We start from the raw sequence: 21,307 nt of genomic DNA, 5'->3' as shown, positions 1-21,307 counted from the left end.
GAAAGGCAGGTATCCCATGAACGTAAATATCACAATCAACGGCAACATCCATATCCACTGCGGCTGCTGCGAGGACTGCGGCTGCTTCTATGAAAGCGGCTTCGATGAAGCGTATGAAATGCCGGATGAGGATGAAGGTGAAATCACCGAGCTTCCCCCGGAAGAGGCCGAAGCCGTGCTGAAGGCGGTCGCGGAGCTCATCATTCCGCTTTTGCAGGAATGAGGTGCGGCGCATGAAGGAGTTTGATGTAACGATCACCGAAACGCTGAAGCTCACCGTGTCTGTGGAAGCCTCCTCCAAGGAGGAAGCCGAGCAGATGGTAAACGACCAGTGGCGCGCCGGAGATCATGTGCTGGATGCAGACAACTTCGTGGATGTGGAGTTTGAGAGCAACGACGGCAAGGAAATCTCCGCTGAACGAGAGCCGGAAAGCTCCCCGGAAAATACCATTGAAGTCCTTATGGTGGAGCCGGGGCAGTATCCGCGCATGGAGCGGATCGGCGCTGATCTTCGTTCCTTACAGAAAGCCGTGGACGGAGATATTCAGGCGGTTTATCCGTATGACGACGCCGTGGCTTTGATCTGTAATGACGAAGGCAAGGTAATGGATCTGCCTTTGAACCGCGCTCTGCGGGACGAAAAAGGCGAAATCTACGATATTGTCGCCGGAAAGTTCTTCATCTGCGGTCTGGGAGAGGAAGACTTTGCTTCGCTCCCAAAGGAGATGCAAAAGAAATATGAGGACAAGTTCCGTCAGCCGGAAGCCTTTTTGAAGATGGGCAGCAAAATCAAGGCTATCCCCACCGAGCCCGCCAAAGCCTCCGCCAAAGGCAAGTCGGCACCGGCAGCGGAGCGATGACAATGCTTCTGTTATTTCGCGTGAAGGGAGGGATGTCTCATGCAGGAGGAAGTTGAACACAGAGCCGTTACCCTGATGATCTCCGCCGCAAAGCTGACCGGCAGAGAGCTGAAAGCGGCAATCAGCAAATATCTTGCCAGCCGCAAGGCGCATAAACAAAACAAGGCGGAGGTCAAGCCCAGCGGCAGGCAGACGGTAAAACAGCTCGTCGGACAGAACCAGGGCGTGTCCAACATCGAAGTCACGGAAAGCAATATCAAGGGCTTTGACCGCGTGGCGCGAAAGTACGGTGTGGACTACGCCATCAAGAAGGACAAGTCCGGCGAGATTCCAAAGTACCTCGTCTTTTTCAAGGCGCGGGACGCGGATGCGCTTACCGCGGCATTTACCGAATACAGCGGCAAAAAGGCAAAGAACAAGGATAAGCCTTCCGTTATCAAGATGCTCAGAGCGCTCCGCGCGCCGGAGATCGCAAAGGATATTGCGAAGGTACGCAACAAGGACAAGGGGCTGGAGATATGAAGAAGCCGCTGAATATAAAGAAGATCGTGCTGCCCAATCTCCCGTATGCGTTCATCGCCCTCATAGCGACAAAGCTCGGACAGGCATGGCGGCTGGCAGAGGGCGCGGACGCATCCGCAAAGGTTCTCGGTTTCCTCACGCAAGGTCTCGGAGAAGCCTTTTCCTCGCCGCTGCCAAGCTTCCATCCGGTTGACCTGCTTGTGGGCGTCGTGATTGCAGGCATCATCCGGCTAGTCGTGTATGTCAAAGGGAAAAACGCAAAGAAATTTCGGAAAAATATGGAGTACGGCAGTGCGCGTTGGGGAACGGCAGAAGATATTGCCCCCTACGCCGATCCGAAGTTCGAGAACAACGTCATTCTCACGCAGACGGAACGCCTGATGATGTCCAACCGTCCGAAAGACCCCAAGACGGCACGGAATAAAAACGTGATGATCATAGGCGGTTCGGGAAGCGGAAAGACGCGGTTCTGGCTCAAACCCAACCTTATGCAGTGCCATTCCTCATATGTTGTCACTGATCCAAAAGGCAGCATAGCGGTCGAGTGCGGACGGTTGATGCTCCGCAACGGGTACAAGGTCAAAATCTTCAATTCCATCAACTTCAAAAAGTCCATGCACTATAACCCTTTTGCGTATATCCATTCGGAAAAAGATATTCTGAAGCTGGTGACGACGCTCATCGCCAACACCAAGGGCGACGGCAAATCCGGGGACGATTTCTGGCAGAAGGCGGAAACGCTGCTCTATACGGCGCTCATCGGATATATTCACTATGAAGCGCCGGAGGAGGAACAGAACTTCGCAACGCTCATTGAGTTTATCAATGGCGAAGACCTTTGTATATCTGGAAGAACAGGGCTTTGCCGATTTTGCCGCGCTTTCAAATGCTGCCGCTTCTGCCGAAGCAAGATTTAGCGATCTGAAGGCGTCGATCAAAACGGCGGAAACGCGGATGAGCGAGATACAGACTTTGCGGATGCACATCATCAACTACTCCAAGACCCGTGAAGTTTACGCCGGATACCGTAAAGCCGGATATTCCAAAAAGTATCTTGCGGAGCACGAGAGCGACATCATTCTTCACAAGGCGGCGAAGAAAGCTTTTGACGATTTCGGTCTCAAAAAGCTCCCCACGGTCAAGAGCCTGAACGAAGAATTTGCGCGACTGCTGACCGAGAAAAAAGCGGCATACGCTGACTACCACAAGACGCAGGAACAGATGCGGGAGCTTCTGATCCACAAGGCGAATGCCGCTTATCTGCTGGGGCTGGAAGAACGGAAACAGCAGATCGCAGAGCGTCAGCGGGAGGAAAAATAGCGATGGGACATCGCGCAGCCACAGATGAAATCTGTGTCAAATGGGGTATGGGGAAATCCCCATCAAGCCGCAGGCGGGAGCTCGTCAGAGTTCCCGCCTGCTGTCTTTTGGCTCCAAAAGACCTTGCTTGCTACAATATGCTTTATCCATGTAAAAAAACTTCGCAGAGTGTCATACTCTGCGAAAGAATAATATTAGTATACATCAAGACAGCTTTCTTGTCAAGATGACAAGTATGTTGTCTTTAATTTTTTATTCGACATGAAAAAAACATTCTGGCGGAGAATTACTGACTTTTTTCTTTATTCTCCGACAAAATTTGAAAGGAGGTGGCTTTCATGCCACGACAAGGTAAAAATATTTACAAAAGAAAAGACGGTCGATGGGAGGGCCGTTATGCCAAAAATACAGAAACGGGAAAAACTCAGTATGGATATTTTTACGGAAAGACCTACAATGAGATAGCAGAAAAACTGTCGCTCGTTACAACCTCCGCAGACGGTGAAAACTCATACGAAAACATTACTTTCGGCAGTGTTGCCGATAAATGGATCAAGTTGCAAACAGCACAGCTTAAGGAATCCAGCATCGCAAAGTATCGAAACATTCTATCCATTTACTTGCTTCCGAAGTTTGGAAACTGTGCAGCACATACAATTCGCAGAAGCGAGATAATTGCATATACAGCAGCCGATGACGGACTGACCGGGACGGACGACAGTCGGGAAGGGTTCCAGCGCATGATTGCGCATATGAAAGAGGGCAGGCTCAACTGCATTGTCTGCAAAACCCTGTCCCGTGCCTTCCGAAACTATGCGGACCAGGGATATTTCCTGGAAGAGGTCTTTCCCCGGTACCGGACCCGATTCATTTCTCTGGGCAGTCCCAAGGTGGACAGCTACCTGGACCCGGAGGCGGTGCAGTGCGGCCTGGAAATCCCCATCAACGGGATTTTGAACGACCGGTATGCGGCAAAAACCTCGGCAGATGTCCGCCGGACCTTTGATATGAAGCGCCGCCGGGGAGAATTCATCGGGTCCTTTGCCCCCTACGGCTATGAAAAGGACCCAATGGACCACAATGCGCTGGTCCCGGACCCAGAGGCAGCCCAGGTGGTGAGGGATATTTTCCAATGGTACCTTCAGGGAAGGAGCAAGCAGTGGATCGCGGCCCAGCTCAACGCCCTGGGCACCCCCAACCCTACCGAGTACAAGCGGAGGAAGGGGTCCAACTACCGGCGGCCAGGCGGCAAAACCGACGGCCTCTGGTCCAGCACGGCGGTGTCACGGATCTTACGGGAAGAGGTGTACGCCGGGACGCTCATCCAGGGCCGGCAGCGGGTGGTGAGCTACAAGGTGCACCAGACCATCTCTGTGCCCCGGGAGGACTGGTATGTGGTAGAGGGCACCCACCAGGCGATTGTACCGCCGGAGGTGTTTCAGCGGGCCCAGGCCCTCTCTGCCCGGGTCACCCGGCGAGCCCCAGGGCAGGAGAGCGTCCATTTGCTGGCGGGGTTTCTTCGGTGCGCAGACTGCCGGAAGTCCATGACCCGGAAAACAGCCCGGGGAACGGTGTACTATGTGTGCTCTACGTACCGAAGAAAGTCCAAACAGGCATGCAGTAAGCATACCGTGAGGGAGGACAGGGTGAGGCAGGAACTGAGCCGGGAGCTCTCCTTGCCGGAGGAGGAGCTTTCCCGGGAGATACTGTTTCAGCAGGTGGAGACCATTTGGGTGCACGAAGGGGGCACCCTTACGATTTGCCCGCGAGAGGCGGATTGGACGGGGTCGACTTAACAAAAAATTAACAACCGGGTGGTTTTCTATTTTACAAAGTCCGGATAAACTGTAGGTAAAAGACAGGTTAAGTCGAAGAAAAGGATTCGGTGATGAACTATGGAACGGATTTATTTGCTGGAGGATGACGACAGCATCCGCAAGCTGGTGATCTATGCGCTGAGCAGCCAGGGATATGAAGCCAAGGGATTCTCTCATCCTTCCGAGTTCTGGAAGGCGATGGAAGGGCCCCGTCCTGCTCTGGTGCTGTTGGATATTATGCTGCCGGAGGAGGATGGACTGTCCATCCTGCAAAAGCTCCGGGCCTCTGCCGCCACGAAGAAGCTGCCGGTGATCATGCTGACCGCCAAAAACACGGAGTATGACCGGGTGGTGGGCCTGGACAGCGGCGCGGATGACTTTATTTCCAAGCCGTTTGGTATGATGGAACTGGTGGCCCGGGTGCGGGCGGTGCTGCGCCGGACGGATCAGAAACAGGAGGAAGAGGACTACTCCATTGGGATCCTGTTCGTGAGCCCCCAGCGCCATGTGGTGCGCGTGGACGGGCAGGAGGTCTCTTTGACCAACAAGGAGTTTGAACTGCTCTGCCTGCTGCTGGAGCATCAGGGCATTGCCATGACCCGGGACGCCATTATGGACGGCGTATGGGGCCAGGAGTTCAGCCGGGAGAACCGGACGCTGGACGTCCATGTGCGGACCCTGCGGACCAAGTTGGGCCCCGCAGGCAACTATATTGAGACTGTGCGGGGCGTCGGCTACAAAATAGGGGGCACGGTATGACCGGGAAAATTTTTCGCAGCTGCTTTCTGGTGGGGCTGGCGGTCATGGCCTTGTGCGTGGGCCTCTTTGTGGCGGTCATGGCGGACCGGTACGAAAAGGAGATGTACCTCCAGATGGAGGAAGAGGCCTCCTATGCTGCCCATGGATTGGAACAAAGCGGGGAACGGTATCTGGATGGTCTGCAGCCGGGCCAGCGTCTGACGTGGATCGCACCGGATGGAACGGTGCTGTATGACAGCGTTGCCAACCCCTCGGAAATGGAGAACCACGCCGACCGGGAAGAGGTGGTAGAGGCGATGCAGGATGGCACCGGCCAAAGCAAGCACCTGTCCACCACCCTGTTGAAAAAGAACCTTTACTATGCCACCCGGCTCAGCGACGGCTCGGTGCTCCGGATCGCCTGCACCCAGACAACGGTAGGGGCTTTGATCCTGGGCGCATTGCAGCCTGTGCTCTGGGTGGTGGTCCTGGCATTGATCCTGTCCGGGCTCATGGCATCCCGGCTGTCCCGGCAGATCACGAAGCCCATCAACAATCTGGACCTGGAGAACCCCCGGCTGGATGAGGTGTATGAAGAACTCTTCCCCCTGGTCAGCCGTCTGCGGGAGCAGAACCTGACCATCGGACGGCAGATGGAGGCCCTGGGCCGACGGCAGCGGGAGTTTGCTGCCCTGGCGGAAAACATGAACGAAGGGGTCCTGCTGGTGGACAGAAAATATATGGTGCTCTCCGGGAACCAGAGCGCCTTTGCCCTCCTGGGTGAGGAGACCCAGCCGGAGCAGCTACGGCAGGATACCTGCCGTTGGGAGATCTGGGAGTCTGCGGGCAAAGCCCTGGCCGGACGTCATGCAGAGACCTTACTGCAGGAGGACTCCCGTATTTTTGAGATCCTCGCCAGCCCTGTGACTGCCAGCGGACAGGTGATCGGGGCTGTGATCCTGATGGTGGACGTCACCGAGCGGGAAGAACGGGAGAGCCTGCGGCGGGAATTTTCCGCCAATGTGTCCCACGAACTCAAAACGCCGCTGACCTCCATTTCCGGGTTCGCTGAACTCATGAAGGAGGGGCTGGTAGAAGAGGACAAGATGCGGGAGTTTGCCGGGGATATCTACAAAGAGAGCAGAAATCTGATCGCAATGGTAGATGACATCCTGAAGCTCTCCCGGCTGGACGAGGGGTCCCCGGGCGTGTCGGACGAGCCGGTGGACCTGTATAGCCTCTCCGAGGAGATCTTGAACCAGCTGAAGGAACCGGCCAGACAGCACCAGGTCTCCCTGCGTCTGGAGGGTGACCACGGACAGGTGCATGGGGTCTGGCGGATCCTCCATGAGATGGTATATAACCTCTGTGACAACGCCATAAAGTATAATAAAGAAGGCGGTTCTGTGACAGTGCGGGTCACAGAGGACAAAGAACATGTGGTCCTGTCCGTGGAGGACACGGGGATCGGCATTTCCAAAGGCCAGCAGGACCGGGTTTTTGAACGATTCTATCGGGTGGATAAGAGCCACTCCCGGCTGGTCGGCGGCACGGGACTGGGGCTCTCCATTGTAAAACATGGCGCCCAGTATCATAACGCACAGCTCTCCCTGGACAGTGAGCCGGGGACGGGCACGACGATCACATTGACATTTCAGAAGGAGAAGTGAATGATTACATTTGAAGAAATTAAGAAGGATGCGGGTATCCGCACCTATATTCAGAAGGCAGATGAATCCCTGATCACCCTGGGGTTTACGGAGCACAGCTTCGCCCATGTGGGTCTGGTGGCTGCCAACAGCAAGTATATTCTGGAGACCCTGGGCTACTCGCCCCGGGAAGTGGAGCTGGTGCAGATCGCAGCATATCTCCACGATATTGGCAACCTGGTCAACCGGATCGACCATTCTCAGAGCGGCGCAGTGATGGCGTTCCGTTTGCTGGACCACCTGCACATGGACCCGCTGGACATTGCGGAAGTGGTAACGGCCATTGGCAACCACGACGAGGGTACCGGTACCCCGGTGAGCCCTCTGGCGGCGGCGCTCATTCTGGCGGATAAGTCGGATGTACGACGGAGCCGTGTCCGGAATCGGGATGTATCCAAGTTTGACATCCATGACCGGGTGAACTATTCGGTGACCAAGGCAGAACTGAAGATCAACGAGAGCAAGACCCTCATTAAGCTGAAGCTGCACATTGACACCCGCTATGGGTCGGTGATGGACTACTTTGAGATTTTCCTGAACCGCATGGTGCTGTGTCGCAAGGCAGCGGATACGCTGGGATTGCAGTTTAAGCTGATCATCAACGAGCAGCAATTGATTTAAGAAACGGGAAACATCCGGGGAGAGCACTCCCTGGGTGTTTTTTTATGCATTGTTATAAGACAGAAAGCAAAAGGCTGGGGAAAAGAGGGGAAATTTAACCAAAACTTATGGTTCCTTTGGTTTTTTCTTTAACCCGGGGGGATTACACTGTCCTTGTAATCAATGAGAAAGGAACGAAACAACATGAAAAGAACAATGAAAAAAGCATTTGGTATTCTTGCGGCCTCTGCTGTGCTGGTCCTGGGGCTGGCTGGATGCGGCGGCAGCGACAGCAAGCCCACAGAGGGCGGCCAGACCGCCTCCCTGAGCGGCACCATTTCGACCAACGGTTCTACCTCCATGGAAAAGGTGATCGGCAACTTGAAGGAAGCTTTTGAATCGGAGAACAGCGGTGTGAGTATTTCTTACGATGCCACCGGTTCCAGCGCCGGCATTCAGGCTGTGAGCAACGGTTCCTGTGACATTGGTCTGTCTTCCCGGGCGCTGAAGGAGGAAGAGATCGCCTCCGGCCTGGTGGGCACCAATGTGGCGCTGGATGGCATCGCTGTGATCGTCAACGCAGAGAGCCCTGTGGCGGACCTGTCCGTGGAGCAGATCGCCCAGATCTTCCGGGGTGAGATCAAGGACTGGAGCGAGGTTGGCGGCAGCGCCGGTGCCATCGCCTGCATCGGCCGGGAAGCAAGCTCCGGTACCCGTGATGGGTTTGAGTCCATCACCAAGACCAAGGATGCCTGCAAGCTGAGCCAGGAGCTGACCTCCACCGGCGCTGTGATCGAAGCTGTAAAGAGCAGCCCCAACGCCATTGGCTATGCATCCCTGTCCTCTGTGGAGGGAAAGGACGGCATCAAAGTGCTGACCGTGGACGGCGTTGCTTGCGCCGAAGAGACGGTTCTGGACGGGACCTACAAGATCCAGCGCCCCTTTGTTCTGGTGACCAAGAAGGATGCCGCCCTCTCTGAGGCAGCCCAGGCCTTCTTCGACTATGCAACCTCTTCCGCAGCCAACGCACTGATCCGGAATGCCGGTGCAGTGCCCACGGCGAAGTAAGCGGACCCCCTCCTCAGGCCCGGGCCTTCTTCCCAACGGGGGACGGAGGCCTGGGCCCCTTATCGGCGGGGGACAGGGAAAGGAAGGACTATCCATGGAAAAACGATGGAATCATCCTGGCGGTGCCAGGACGCTGTCCACAGAGTATACAAAGTGTGAAAACAGAACCATGCACAGGGCAAAAAACGCATTGGAATGGGTGATGCAGACCCTGTTCCTGCTGTGCGGCATTGTAGCGGTGGCCTTTGTGCTTTTTATCAGTCTTTATTTGCTTCTTTCCGGCGTACCTGCGATCCGGGAGATCGGATTGGCGGACTTTCTCTTCGGGCCGGTGTGGGCGCCCACGACCACCACCGCAGAGCCTTCCTACGGGATCCTGCCCTTTATCCTGACCTCTGTTTATGGCACGGCAGGTGCGGTGATCATCGGTGTACCGGTGGGCCTGATGACGGCGGTCTATCTGGCCAAGGCAGCCGATCCCAGGGTGGCAGCCCTGATCCGCACGGCGGTGGAGCTGCTGGCCGGGATTCCCTCAGTGGTCTATGGCCTGGTGGGGATGATCGTCCTGGTCCCTGCCATTCAGAAGGGTTTTTCCCTGTCTTCCGGGGCCTGTCTGCTGGCGGCCATGGTGGTGCTGGCAGTGATGATCCTGCCGTCGATCATCAGTGTTTCGGAAACAGCCCTTCGCGCCGTCCCGGAGGAGTATGAGCAGGCTTCTCTGGCCCTGGGGGCCACCAAACTGGAAACCGTTTTCCGGGTTTCCCTTCCTGCTGCGCGCAGCGGTGTGGCAACGGCTGTGGTCTTGGGGGTAGGCCGTGCCATTGGCGAGGCCATGGCCATTATCATGGTGGCAGGCAACGTGCCCAATATGCCGAACCTGTTTACTTCGGTGCGGTTCCTGACTACGGCCATTGCATCGGAAATGTCCTATGCTTCCGTGGGCAGCTTACAGCGGCAGGCCCTGTTTTCCATTGGGCTGGTCCTGTTCCTGTTTATTATGCTCATTAACGTATTTTTGAATGTTTGCATCAAACGAAAGAAGGGAAAGTGATATGGAGCAGCTCTCTGCACAACGCAGGGTATATGACCGGGGCGTGCGGTGTTTGCTGTATCTCTGCGCCGGTATCACCTGCGCACTGCTGGTCTTTTTGATCGGATACATTTTTTATCGTGGGCTTGGGAACATCAGTTGGGAACTGCTGACCACCAAGACCAGTTATCTGAACGATACCATTGGGATCCTGCCCAATCTTTTGAATACCCTGTACATTATTGTGGTGTCCATGGTCATTGTTCTCCCTCTGGGTGTAGGGGCAGCCATCTATCTGACCGAGTATGCATCCAATCGAAAGATGGTAGCAGCCATTGAGTTTGCCGCAGAGACGCTGACCGGGATCCCCTCCATTATTTTTGGTTTGGTGGGTATGCTGTTCTTTATTCAGATGATGGGACTGCAGGCAGGGATCCTGGCCGGCGGTTTGACGCTGGTGATTATGATCCTGCCCACTATTATCCGCACCACCCAGGAGAGCCTCAAGACGGTCCCCCAGTCGTATCGGGAAGGTGCACTGGCGCTGGGTGCCGGGAAATGGCATACCGTACGGACGGTGGTGCTGCCCAACGCAGTGGACGGCATCGTGACAGGCTGTATTTTGGCCGTGGGCCGTATTGTGGGAGAGTCGGCAGCCCTTTTGTTTACCGCTGGCTTTGGCCTGGAACTGAACAACTTTATTGCATCGCTGGAATCCTCTTCGGCCACGCTGACGGTGGCGCTGTACGTCTACGCCAACGAGCGGGGAGAGACCGGTGTGGCCTTTGCCATTGCAGCCATTTTGATGCTGGTGGTGTTCTTCATCAATTTTGCGGCCACGATGGCTGGAAAAAACTGAAACGAAAAGGAAGATGACCCATGTCGGAAATCATGACAGCAAAGAATCTGAATCTGTGGTATGGTGCAGACGGAAAGAAAGCCGGCGCAGAGGGCAGGGGAAACCATGCCTTGAGAAACATCGATGTTGCGATTCCTGCCCATGAGATCACCGCACTCATCGGGCCGTCCGGCTGCGGCAAGTCCACGTTTTTAAAGACGCTGAACCGCATGAATGACCTGGTGCCCGGGGTGCGGATCGAAGGGGAAGTCTGCTTCAAAGGACGGAGCATTTTTGATAAGGAGCTGGACGCCACCTGGCTGCGCAAGCAGATCGGCATGGTGTTCCAAAAGGCCAATCCCGTCCCCATGAGCATTTATGATAACGTGGCCTATGGTCCCCGGACCCATGGGATCCGCAATCGGAGGGACCTGGACGGGATCGTGGAGAAGTCTTTGCGGGATGCGGCCATCTGGGATGAGGTGAAGGATCGCTTGAAGACCAGCGCCCTGGGGCTGTCCGGCGGACAGCAGCAGCGTCTGTGCATTGCCCGGGCGTTGGCCAATGAACCGGAAGTGCTGCTCATGGACGAATCCACGTCGGCACTGGACCCCATCTCCACCGCCAAGATCGAAGATCTGGCTATGGAACTGAAGAAGAAGTATACGGTCATTATGGTGACCCACAACATGCAGCAGGCTGTACGCGTGTCGGATCAGACCGCCTTTTTCCTCATGGGCGAACTGGTGGAGTTTGGCAGCACAGACCAGATCTTCTCCATGCCGAAGGACAAAAGAACGGAGGAGTATATTACAGGGAGGTTTGGCTGATGCGGGACGTATACAACCAGCAGCTGGAGCAGCTGCATACTCAGATGGTCCGAATGGGAGGACTGTGTGAAAAGGCGATTGCCTCTTCGGTCAAAATGCTGACGGAAGAGGAGGCAAAGGCGGAGGTTTTACAGGCGCAGGTCCTGGAGATGGACGGAGAGATCGATGAGCAGGAGCGGGAGATCGAGAACCTGTGCACCAAGCTCCTGTTGAAACAGCAGCCGGTGGCGACGGATCTTCGCCGGATCACGGCGGCGCTGAAGATGATCACGGACCTGGAACGGATCGGCGATCAGGCCTCTGATATTGCAGAGCTGGCGGACTGGATCCGGACCAATGCCGCAGCGGAAGAAATCGAGCATCTCCGACAGATGGCGGTGGAAGCCATCCGGATGGTGAACGATAGTCTGGATGCCTTCGTTCGGCTGGACCTGGAGCTGGCCCGGAAGGTGATCGTCTACGATGATGTAGTGGACGGGTGGTTCGGCCGGATCAAGGAAGGGCTGATTGACCGAATTGCGGCGGACCGACAGGCCGGCGAGGCGTGCTTGGATGTCCTTATGGTGGCGAAGTATCTGGAGCGGATCGGCGACCACGCCACCAACCTGGCGGAATGGGTCGAATATGCCATCACCGGAATGCGGTCAAAAGACGGAGCATTTCCTCAGGTGGAGAGGAGATGAGGTGTGTCGTTTAACCAGAATTTAACCTTTTTATGGTTTTTCATTTTACGTGACTTGGATAGACTATCTATTGTAAAAAATAGAGGAAAAACGAGTAAACAAGAGATGAAAACGTAGAGAGGGTTAAAGTATGGATTTGTTCGACATTTTATCCTTGGTGGGCGGCCTCAGCCTGTTCCTGTTCGGCATGAACCTGATGGGAGCTTCTCTGGAAAAGCGGGCTGGCGGCAGCTTGAAGATCCTGCTGGGGAAATTAACGTCCCGTAAGATCCTGGGCTTCCTCACAGGCCTGGGGGTCACAGCGGTGATCCAGAGTTCTTCCGCTACCACGGTTATGGTGGTTGGTTTTGTGAACTCTGGCTTGCTGTCTTTGAAGCAGGCCATCAGCGTTATTATGGGCGCAAACGTGGGTACCACGGTCACCGCCTGGATCTTGAGCCTGACCGGCCTGGACAGCGGCAACTTCTTTGTGCAGCTGTTAAAGCCGACCTCGTTCACCCCTGTCATGGCTCTGATCGGCGTGGGTCTGACCATGATGGCCAAGAGCGACAAGAAGAAGGACGTGGGCATGATCCTTCTGGGCTTTGCGGTGCTTATGTTCGGTATGGATACCATGAGCAGCGCGGTGGCCGGGCTGCAGGATGTGCCTGAGTTCCGCAACATCCTTCTCATGTTCTCCAACCCTGTTCTGGGCGTGCTGGCCGGTGCGCTGCTCACGGCGATCATCCAGAGCTCCTCTGCCTCGGTGGGTATTTTGCAGGCACTCTCTGCCACCGGTCAGGTGACCTATGGTGCAGCGATTCCCATCATCATGGGACAGAACATTGGTACCTGCGTCACCGCCATGATCTCTTCTGTGGGTGCCAACAAGAATGCCCGCCGGGCTGCGGTGGTCCACCTGCTGTTCAACATTGTGGGGACCTGTGTGTGGCTCATTATCTTTTACAGTGTCAACGCTGTGGTGCAGTTTGCCTTTGTGCCGGAGGCCATCGATCAGCTGGGGATCGCTGTGGTGCATACGGCCTTTAACGTGCTGTGCACGGCGCTGCTCTTCCCCTTCTCCGGGGTGCTGGAAAAACTGGCCTGCCGTTTGATCCCGGATTCCAAGACCCCCGACAAGATCCAGATTCTGGACGAGCGTCTGCTGAGCACCCCCACAGTGGCCATTGGCCGCTGCCAGGAGGTGGCAGAGACCATGGCCCGCATCTCCATGGATGCCATGAAAACAGCGTGCCAGTCCATCAAGGAGTATGACAGCAAAGCGGCCCAGGCGATTCGGGAGACCGAGCAGGAGGCCGACCAGTATGAGGATATTCTGGGAACCTATCTGGTGAAGCTGGGCAAGGTGGATCTGAGCGGGGCTGACAGCCGCCAGACGGCAAAGCTCCTGCATATCATCGGCGACTTTGAGCGGATCTCTGACCATGCGGTGAACGTGCTGGAATCCGCAGAGGAGATGCGCAACAAGGGGCTGAACTTCTCTCCCCAGGCCCGCCGGGAGCTGGATGTGCTGACGGCTGCTGTGGGTGAGATCATGGACCTGTCCCTGGAAGCCTTCCTGAAGGATGATCCCGGCCTGGCCTCCACGGTCGAACCTCTGGAGCAGGTGGTGGACACCCTGAAGGAGCAGCTGCGGACCCGTCACATTCTCCGCCTGCAAAAGGGCGAGTGTACCATCGAACTGGGCTTCGTCTGGTCTGATCTGCTGACCAACCTGGAGCGGGTGGCCGACCACTGCTCCAACATCGCCGGGTGCATCATTGAGATGTCCCATGACAGCCTGGGGGTCCACAGTTATCTGGACAACGTCAAGGCCGGAGGACCGGTGTTCATGAAGGCGTATGCTGCTTATGCAGAAAAGTATGCGCTGGTGGAGTGAGCCCTTCAAACAGCAGAATAAACTGCCGGGTGTGCGGTCCATAAACATGGGCTTCCACCGGCGCCGAGGGCCCCGCCGGACCGACTGGTCCGGCGGGGCTTGCTGGTCCCACCGGTCCCACCGGCGCTGCCGGCCCCACGGGTCCTGCAGGCGCCACCGGCCCGGAAGGACCCACGGGCCCTGTGGGTGCTGCGGGGGCTGTTGGTCCCACGGGCCCTATAGGCGCCACCGGTCCGGAAGGCCCCACCGGGCCGACGGGTCCTGCCGGAGCAACAGGGGCACAGGGGAACGAAGGTCCTACCGGCCCCACCGGCCCTGCTGGAGCAACGGGGGCGCAGGGGAACGAAGGTCCTACCGGCCCCACCGGCCCTGCCGGAGCAACAGGAGCGCAGGGGGGCGAAGGTCCTACCGGCCCCACCGGCCCTGCCGGAGCAACGGGAGCGCAGGGGAACGAAGGTCCTACCGGTCCCACCGGCCCTGCCGGAGCAACAGGAGCGCAGGGGAACGAAGGTCCTACCGGTCCCACCGGCCCTGCCGGAGCAACGGGAGCGCAGGGGAACGAAGGTCCCACCGGCCCCACTGGCCCGACGGGTCCTGAAGGTCCTACCGGACCCAGTGGAGCGCCTCCCTTTGCTGCTGCTCTGTATGCGCAGAGTGGTCTTGATGATGTTACGGTGAAGGATGGGGAATCCTTTGTGATCCCCAACGCCCGTACCGTGGGAAAGACGCTGGATTATGATGGACGGACCGGGGAGATCCACGTCCGTGGGCAGGGTCACTATCTGATCCAGTGGAGCATGGTGGTCGACAAAGGAGAGGAACCGGGTGACGTTATGGTCACCCTGGAGGATGGAACCGGCGAGTGCCAGTATGCTTGCTCCGGTGCGCCGGCGGAAGAAGCCAGGGCATTCCGTGCCGTTGGGGACAGCGGCCGGGTTCGGGTCTCCGGTCACACGGTGCTGGAACTGCCGGAGGGCAGTGTCCTCCGGATGGTGAATCGAAGCGGAAGCCCCATTACCCTGCGGACCTTGCGCAGCAGGGGCGTGGAGGGATACTCGGCCAGCCTGACGGTGTTGGGACTGGAATAACCGGGCATATCCCAGGATCAGGGCCGAAGGCAGCTGCCTTCGGCCCTGCCAGGAGGAAGCATGGGAAAGTATAAGGTTTGTGTCTATGCGATCTGTAAGAATGAGAGTAAGTTTGTAAGCCGTTGGATGGACTCCATGAAAGAGGCGGACGTGATCTGTGTTTTGGACACAGGATCAGAGGATGGGACTCCCCAGCAGCTGCGTGACCTGGGCGCGCAGGTAACCGAGGAGGTCATTTCTCCCTGGCGGTTTGACGTAGCCAGAAACCATGCCATGGCACTCTTGCCGGAGGACGCAGATATCTGCGTGTGCACCGACCTGGATGAAGTATTCCGTCCGGGATGGCGGGAAAAGGTGGAGGCCGCCTGGGCGCCGGAGGTACAGCGGATGACCTATCATTACACCTGGAATTTCCTGCCCGACGGCCGGGAGGGGATCACCTTCTTTTCGGATAAGATGCACAGCAGACATGGTTGGAGCTGGGTGAATCCGGTCCATGAGGTCCTGCAATTTTCAGGGGGTGTCCCTGTTGTGCGGGAGGCGGAGGGGGTCTTTCTGGAGCACCATGCGGACCACACCAAAGGCCGGGGGCAGTACCTGCCTTTGTTGGAACTGGCTGTGAAGGAGGACCCGAGCAACGACCGGAACACCCATTATCTGGGCAGAGAGTACTATTTTTACGGCCGGTGGGAAGAGAGCGCAGCCATGCTCAAGCGGCATCTGGCCCTTCCGACGGCCACCTGGGCAGATGAGCGATGCGCCTCCATGCGCCTTTTGGCCAAGGATTATTTGGCCATGGAGATGGAGGGAGAGGCGGAACGCTGGCTCCTTCGGGCCATTGGAGAGGCACCCCACCTGCGGGAACCCTGGCTGGACCTGGCGGAACTGGCTTGCCGAAAAGAGGACTGGGCTGGGGTCATCTGGCTGACCAAGCGGGCGCTGGATCTGGTGCAGTGTCCTCGCACTTACATGACAGAGGCGTCGGCATGGGGAGAGAAGCCCTGGGACCTGGCCAGTTTGGGTTACTACTACCAGGGACAGTATGAGCTGGCGCTGGAGGCAGCGCAAAAGGCGTTGACCTTCGCACCTGACGACCCTCGCATTCAAAAGAACGTGGAACTGATCCGGGAACGGGTGACGCAGGCATAGAAAAAACGGTTCAGAACCTTGGTTCTGAACCGTTTTTTGTTTCTTAGGAAGTCGGGTCCTCCTCTTTGAGCAGGGTCTCTGCCACCACGCAGAGGAGGATCAGAAGAGCCCCGGCCATGCCGGCGGCGGAGAGAGACTCCCCCAGCACCAACCGGGAGAAGAAGGCGGTCATCACCGGGCAGAAGCATTGGAGCAAGGCTACCGTGCGGGAGGAGAGGAACCGGAGGGCTGCGTTTTGCAGCAGGTATCCAGCCACCGTGCAGAGAATGGCCAGATAAACGATGATCCCCCAGACCGAAGGGGAGGCACCGGAGAAGTGCCATCCTCCGTCAAAAATCAAGGCGCAGAGGGCGGCCATCAGGACCGAAGCTGCGGTTTGCAGCGCGGTCAGCGTGACCGGGTCCATCTTTTCCAGAGCCTGCTCTCCGAAGATCAGGGAACCTGCCAGCAAAAGGGCACATAACAGGGCAAAGATTTCCCCGAGTCCAAACCCGGACAGGCCACCCAGGCCGCACAGAAGGTAGAGTCCTACCACCACCAGGACCTGGATGGGGATGTGTTTCTTGCTGAAGGTTCTGCGGTAGACTGCCAGGGCCAGCAGGGGGGTCATCACAGTGGCCAGGGAACGGAGAAAGGCCACCGAGGTGGCGGCGGTCAGTTCCAGGGCAATGTTCCCCACCACGTAGGCCCCGCCGATACAGAGGCTGGGCAGCAGCCAGTCTTTGGGAGAGGCGGTTTTGAGGCCCCGCAGGATCCGAGGGCCGAACACCACCAGGAGGAACAGGAGGGCGATGAGGTAACGGACGGTCAGCAGGGAGTAGACCGGCATGACCTCATAGGCTGCCTTGGAGATGGGGTCGCCAAACCCATAGAGGGCGCTTTGCAGGAAAATAAACAGATAGGGCAGCCAGCGCAGCTTCACCGATTCCCGGCGGGTTAGCGACACGCCAGGCGTGGGATGGGTGGGGACTTTCATTGGGCGGACCCTCCTTGGTTACGCAGGATGCCGGAGCACAGATGGCTCCGGGGATTCCCTATTGTAACACAGATGAAGGGCCGGGACAAGCAAAGAGGACGTTAACGAAACCAGGCTTTCATGGTATCCAGGACCTGTACCAGCTGGTCCTCCTGAATAACATAGGGGACCATGGCATAGAGGTACTGAAGGAAGGGACGGCTGAACACCCCTCGCTGGTAGGCAAACTGCTGGTAGCCCTGCAAAAGAGCGGGATCATGGACCTCGATGCAGACGCAGCCGCCCAGGATGCGGACCTCTTTGACGCTGGGATGGGAGAACCCAGCCATCTCCCGGCGGGTGATGGCCTCGATGCGCTGGATTTTGGAGAGATAGTCCTCTTCCCGGAAGAGGGCTATGGATTCCAGCGCCACGCTGCACGCCAGCGCATTTCCCATAAAGGTGGGGCCGTGCATCAGGGCGTGGGAAGGATCGTCGTCGTAAAACCCCTGATACACCTTGTGGTTGGCCACGGTGACGGCGTGGCCAAGATACCCGCCGGTGAGAGCCTTGCCCAAAACCAGAATATCCGGAAGCACCAGATCAGCCACGAACCGGTGCCCGGTCCGGCCAAAGCCGGTGGCGACCTCGTCAAAGATCAGGAGAACGCCGTAGTGGTCGCAGAGTTCCCGGGCCCGTTTTAAAAAGGAGAGGTCGTACATCCGCATCCCACCGGCACCTTGAAGCAGGGGCTCCACGATGAGGCAGTTCAGCTGGCGGTGATACTTGGCAAAAGCCTCTTCCAGGGCAGGGATGGTGGTGGGAACATGGACTACATGGGGACTTTTTCCATAGGCAGTGAGGATAAAGTGATAGTCCTCGTCGTTACCCACTTCCATGGTCTTAAAGGTGTCGCCGTGGTAGGCGTGCTGTAAGGCCATGACCATGGTGCGCTGGGTTTCACCCTGATTTCCATAGTATTGCAGGGCCATTTTCAGGGCGACCTCCACTGCTACACTGCCGGAGTCGGAGAAGAAGCAGTGATCCAGATCGCCAGGGAGCCATTCCTCCAGCGTTGCCGCCAGCTGCTGGGCTGGGGCGTGGGTGAGACCGCCCAGCATCACGTGGGCGAATTGGTCAGTCTGTCGGTGGATCGCGGCGTTCAGCCGAGGGTGTTTATACCCGTGGATGACGCTCCACCAGGAAGAGACCGAGTCGATGAGGGCCCTGTCTCTGGTGTAGAGATAGACGCCTTCTGCATCCACGATGGAATAGGGGGGCGGCATGGTTTTCATTTGCTGATAGGGATACCAGATCATAGGGATGCTCCTTTCTCGGGTGGGAAGAGGGGATCCAGCAGGGAAGGGGGAAGATGGTCCTGCCCTTCTTCCACGCAGGCTACCACCGGGACGCCGGTGAGCACGGGGCACATGGCGCAGTTGTCCTGGTGGAGCAGGTTCCCGGGCTGGAAATGGTTCAGGAGGATGCCCCGAAGGGGGATGCCCTGGGCATGAAGATAGGCGGCGGTGAGGCCCACGTGGTTGAGAGTGCCCAGCCCGGCGTGGGCCACCAGCAAGCAGGGAATCTGCCGGGCCAGCACAAAGTCGCTGAGAGAAAGGAGGCCTTCCTTGTCAAACCGCAGGGGACAGAGAATGCCGCCGGAGCCCTCCGTGACCACATAGTCGTATTGGTGGCAGAGCTGGTCGAACCCGTCCAGTACCCTCTCCAACTGCACAGGGTTTCCTTCCAGCCGAGCGGCCAGATGCGGGGAGTAGGCATGTTCGTAGAGGTAAGGACACATGGTGTCCATCGGCTGGGAGAGACCGGAGACCCGCTGTACATGAAGGGCATCCCCAGGGAGAATGGTGCCGTTCTTCTGTCGTTCGTTACCGCTCATGGCAGCTTTGTAATAGGCGGCCTTTTCCCCTCGTTCTTGCAGAGCTTTCAGAAGCAGACCGGAGATGTAGGTTTTTCCCACGTCGGTGTCGGTCCCCGTGACAAAGAGGGTGTTAGCCATGTTGGCACCTCCGTTCATACCCTAATTTTTTCAGCAGATCTTGGTCGGTTTCCGGCGTGATGCCTGCGGTGGTGAGCATATCTCCGGTGATGGCAGCGTTGGCCCCGGAGCGGAAGCAGGCGGCACCTCCATCCGGGAGTAAACCTCTCCCACCTGCCAGGCGGATGGCGGCCTGGGGGAGAAGGAAACGATAGACCGCCAGAATGCGCCGGAATGCATCGGGAGAAAGGGTGGCGCATTGCGCCAGAGGAGTCCCCGGAATGGGGTTGAGAAGGTTGACAGGAACGCTGCGGATGCTCAAGTCTCGCAGGGAGAGAGCCAAATCGATCCGGTCCTCTACGGTCTCTCCCATACCCATGATGCCGCCGCTGCACACCTCCAGCCCGGCGGCTTGCGCCGCGCGGATGGCGCGGCATTTGTCCTGGAAGGTATGGGTGGTACAGAGGGCGGGGAAATACCGCTGAGAAGTTTCCAGATTGTTGTGGACCCGGGTCACCCCGGCCTCTTTCAGTTGGCGGTACTGGTCTTCTTCCAGAAGCCCGAAAGAGACGCACACGGAGATCCCTACCTCTCGGCAGATCGTTTCGATGACAGGGCACAGGCGGTCCACTTCTTCCTGGGAGAGACGTTTCCCGGAGGTGACCAGAGAGTAGCGGAGGATTCCCTGGTCTTTGCGTTTCTTTGCGTCCTGGATCAGTGCGTTCGGGGAGAGCAGAGGATAGGAGGTGACACAGGTGGGGTGATGAGCAGATTGGGCGCAAAAGGCGCAGTTTTCGCTGCATCGCCCGCTTTTGGCGTTGATGATGGTGCAGAGATCGAAAGCACTGCCGCAGAAATGACGGCGGATTTCATCGGCGGCCTGGGAAAGGGGCTCCAGGGGCTCCTCCTGGTAGAGGCGCAGGGCGTCTTCCTTGGTGAGGGTGCCGCCCCGCAGCACCCTTTGGGTGAGGTCGGTAAGAAAAGACATGATCGTTTCACTTCCTGTTCAGGTTTAGATGTGGAATGAGGCGGGTTGCCAGGGCGGCAGCCAGGACACAGAGGACGATGTCCCCCGGCACAGCCAGGAGAAAGCAGTAGAGGAACAGCGGCCAAAGGCCAATGGGATTGCCCAGGTAGAAGGAACTGATGAGGGCGTAGTAGACCATACCGAAGAGGTAGACAATGGCCAGACCCAGAAAAGAGGCCAGAAGGAGGCGGCGAAAGGAGGGGGAGGGGACCCGATGGGCGACCCTGCCGATCCAATAAGCAGCCACGGCAAAACCGATGAGATAGCCGAAACTGGGTTTTAGAACATAGAAGAGGCCGCCGCCTTCAGCAAAGACAGGCAGGCCGATAAGCCCCATGAAGAGATAGAGGAGGACAGAGTACAGCCCAAGCCGTCCGCCCAGCAGCAGTCCCGCCAGGGCGGCGAAGAGGAATTGAAGGGTAAAGGGAACCACGGGGATGGGGACACGCAGAAAAGCGCCGGCGGCAATGAGCGCGGCGAACAGTGCGCATAGGGTGAGGGAAAAGACGTTGCTTTGGCGCACGGGAAGGCCTCCTTATCTTAGATTGTGAACTATATTATCAAAATGTCGACCATATGTCAACTGAATCAAAAATATAGTTTACAATTTAGCCGGGAGCTGTTTTGCGGGGCAAGGGGGAGGGGCGCTTCGAACGGGAGGTATGCTGCTGATGGCATAAAAAAGGCGAGGACTATGGGAGCAGTCCTCGCCGACAGGAAGTTACTTTCCCAAAGAAACCTTTTGCTGCATGATTCTATGGTAAGCTGCAACGGAAATAGAACGGAACATCTATGCCGTCATGGTAAAGGGAATGACCGTATCGGACAACCTGCATACCGCGATATTTTCCCTTGCGGCATATACCGTGCTGCTTTGCTTTATGCTTCTAAAATCAAGTGCCATTTCAAAATCAATTTTCGGGGCACATTAGCCCTCATGTAAAGGAGGAATCAGAACAATCAGTAAAAAATATAACATTATCTATGCCGATCCGCCGTGGAGGTACGAAAGAAGCAAGGTGCAGGGCGCGGCGGAAAATCACTATCCCACCATGAGCATGCAGGGGTGAAATTCCCGTGAGGCTAAAGCTGACAGCCATCCGGTGATGCCTTTCTTAAAAATATAAATATCAACACTTTTACGATACCTATTTTGAGAAAGGGGGCGATGAGATGAATCAAACGGATGTGCCTATCT

Annotated in this window: 21 protein-coding genes and 2 pseudogenes; 18 read left to right on the top strand and 5 right to left on the bottom strand. The window is 57.1% G+C overall.

Going from position 1 to position 21,307, the window contains the following annotated elements:
* Positions 1-16: 16 nt before the first annotated feature.
* The 17 genes and pseudogenes from SOR61_RS10140 to SOR61_RS10060 all read left to right on the top strand — a co-directional run bounded on the left by SOR61_RS10140 (position 17) and on the right by SOR61_RS10060 (position 16,131).
* Positions 17-223, top strand: coding sequence for a hypothetical protein (locus tag SOR61_RS10140; RefSeq protein WP_320612540.1), 207 nt, complete (start codon positions 17-19; stop codon positions 221-223).
* A gap of 10 nt (positions 224-233) precedes the next feature.
* Positions 234-860, top strand: a complete 627-nt coding sequence (locus SOR61_RS10135; RefSeq protein WP_320612539.1) for a DUF3846 domain-containing protein — start codon at positions 234-236, stop codon at positions 858-860.
* 39 nt (positions 861-899) lie between these two features.
* Positions 900-1,382 (top strand): PcfB family protein, encoded by a 483-nt coding sequence (locus tag SOR61_RS10130; protein WP_320612538.1) that lies wholly within the window; start codon positions 900-902, stop codon positions 1,380-1,382.
* Positions 1,379-2,221, top strand: a pseudogene (locus SOR61_RS10125) (type IV secretory system conjugative DNA transfer family protein); the annotation flags it as partial. The gene SOR61_RS10130 and the pseudogene SOR61_RS10125, both read left to right, overlap by 4 nt.
* Positions 2,208-2,702 carry a hypothetical protein gene (locus tag SOR61_RS10120; protein ID WP_320612537.1) on the top strand — a complete coding sequence of 165 codons (495 nt, stop codon included), beginning with the start codon at positions 2,208-2,210 and terminating at the stop codon, positions 2,700-2,702. The pseudogene SOR61_RS10125 and the gene SOR61_RS10120, both read left to right, overlap by 14 nt.
* A 338-nt stretch (positions 2,703-3,040) precedes the next feature.
* A complete protein-coding gene (locus SOR61_RS10115) occupies positions 3,041-4,498 on the top strand; it encodes a recombinase family protein (RefSeq protein ID WP_320612536.1) in 1,458 nt (485 codons plus the stop codon).
* A gap of 99 nt (positions 4,499-4,597) precedes the next feature.
* Positions 4,598-5,278: a response regulator transcription factor gene (locus SOR61_RS10110; RefSeq protein ID WP_320612535.1), complete on the top strand. Its 681-nt coding sequence runs from the start codon at positions 4,598-4,600 to the stop codon at positions 5,276-5,278.
* A complete protein-coding gene (locus tag SOR61_RS10105; protein ID WP_320612534.1) occupies positions 5,275-6,927 on the top strand; it encodes an ATP-binding protein in 1,653 nt (550 codons plus the stop codon). The genes SOR61_RS10110 and SOR61_RS10105 overlap by 4 nt, the downstream gene beginning before the upstream one ends.
* On the top strand, positions 6,928-7,587 hold the full coding sequence (locus SOR61_RS10100; RefSeq protein ID WP_320612533.1) for an HD domain-containing protein: 660 nt from the start codon (positions 6,928-6,930) through the stop codon (positions 7,585-7,587).
* Between the two features lie 195 nt (positions 7,588-7,782).
* Complete coding sequence (locus SOR61_RS10095; RefSeq protein ID WP_320612549.1) at positions 7,783-8,634, top strand: phosphate ABC transporter substrate-binding protein; 852 nt, start codon at positions 7,783-7,785, stop codon at positions 8,632-8,634.
* 169 nt (positions 8,635-8,803) lie between these two features.
* Entirely contained in the window at positions 8,804-9,685 is an 882-nt protein-coding gene (pstC, locus tag SOR61_RS10090; RefSeq protein ID WP_320612548.1) for a phosphate ABC transporter permease subunit PstC, read from the top strand.
* A gap of 1 nt (position 9,686) precedes the next feature.
* Positions 9,687-10,523 carry a phosphate ABC transporter permease PstA gene (gene pstA, locus SOR61_RS10085; protein WP_320612532.1) on the top strand — a complete coding sequence of 279 codons (837 nt, stop codon included), beginning with the start codon at positions 9,687-9,689 and terminating at the stop codon, positions 10,521-10,523.
* Between the two features lie 20 nt (positions 10,524-10,543).
* Positions 10,544-11,332 carry a phosphate ABC transporter ATP-binding protein PstB gene (pstB, locus tag SOR61_RS10080; protein ID WP_320612531.1) on the top strand — a complete coding sequence of 263 codons (789 nt, stop codon included), beginning with the start codon at positions 10,544-10,546 and terminating at the stop codon, positions 11,330-11,332.
* On the top strand, positions 11,332-12,015 hold the full coding sequence (phoU, locus tag SOR61_RS10075; protein WP_320612530.1) for a phosphate signaling complex protein PhoU: 684 nt from the start codon (positions 11,332-11,334) through the stop codon (positions 12,013-12,015). The genes pstB and phoU overlap by 1 nt, the downstream gene beginning before the upstream one ends.
* Before the next feature lie 130 nt (positions 12,016-12,145).
* Positions 12,146-13,894, top strand: a complete 1,749-nt coding sequence (locus SOR61_RS10070) for a Na/Pi cotransporter family protein (RefSeq protein WP_320612529.1) — start codon at positions 12,146-12,148, stop codon at positions 13,892-13,894.
* A gap of 182 nt (positions 13,895-14,076) precedes the next feature.
* Positions 14,077-14,982, top strand: a complete 906-nt coding sequence (locus tag SOR61_RS10065) for a hypothetical protein (protein WP_320612528.1) — start codon at positions 14,077-14,079, stop codon at positions 14,980-14,982.
* 60 nt (positions 14,983-15,042) lie between these two features.
* On the top strand, positions 15,043-16,131 hold the full coding sequence (locus SOR61_RS10060; protein WP_320612527.1) for a glycosyltransferase: 1,089 nt from the start codon (positions 15,043-15,045) through the stop codon (positions 16,129-16,131).
* A gap of 43 nt (positions 16,132-16,174) precedes the next feature.
* On the opposite strand, the gene SOR61_RS10055 is transcribed toward SOR61_RS10060, so the two are convergent.
* From SOR61_RS10055 to SOR61_RS10035, 5 genes are all read right to left on the bottom strand, one after another.
* Positions 16,175-17,107 carry a DMT family transporter gene (locus SOR61_RS10055; RefSeq protein ID WP_320612526.1) on the bottom strand — a complete coding sequence of 311 codons (933 nt, stop codon included), beginning with the start codon at positions 17,105-17,107 and terminating at the stop codon, positions 16,175-16,177.
* 101 nt (positions 17,108-17,208) lie between these two features.
* Positions 17,209-18,405 (bottom strand): adenosylmethionine--8-amino-7-oxononanoate transaminase, encoded by a 1,197-nt coding sequence (bioA, locus tag SOR61_RS10050; RefSeq protein WP_320612525.1) that lies wholly within the window; start codon positions 18,403-18,405, stop codon positions 17,209-17,211.
* Entirely contained in the window at positions 18,402-19,103 is a 702-nt protein-coding gene (gene bioD, locus SOR61_RS10045; protein WP_320612524.1) for a dethiobiotin synthase, read from the bottom strand. The genes bioA and bioD overlap by 4 nt, the downstream gene beginning before the upstream one ends.
* Positions 19,096-20,070: a biotin synthase BioB gene (gene bioB / locus SOR61_RS10040; protein WP_320612523.1), complete on the bottom strand. Its 975-nt coding sequence runs from the start codon at positions 20,068-20,070 to the stop codon at positions 19,096-19,098. Before bioB ends, bioD begins: the two co-directional genes overlap by 8 nt.
* 7 nt (positions 20,071-20,077) lie before the next feature.
* The gene (locus SOR61_RS10035; protein WP_320612522.1) at positions 20,078-20,632 is read right to left on the bottom strand and encodes a biotin transporter BioY; all 555 of its coding nucleotides are present in this window, start codon (positions 20,630-20,632) and stop codon (positions 20,078-20,080) included.
* 436 nt (positions 20,633-21,068) lie between these two features.
* Here SOR61_RS10035 and SOR61_RS10030 point away from each other — a divergent pair.
* A pseudogene (locus SOR61_RS10030) lies at positions 21,069-21,173 on the top strand (DNA methyltransferase); the annotation flags it as partial.
* Positions 21,174-21,307 lie beyond the last annotated feature (134 nt).

The organism is Evtepia sp. (assembly GCF_034090835.1).
GTDB lineage: Bacteria > Bacillota > Clostridia > Oscillospirales > Oscillospiraceae > Evtepia.
The sequence above is the reverse complement of the archived record's forward strand: the minus strand, read 5'-3'. Positions and strand labels throughout refer to the sequence as shown.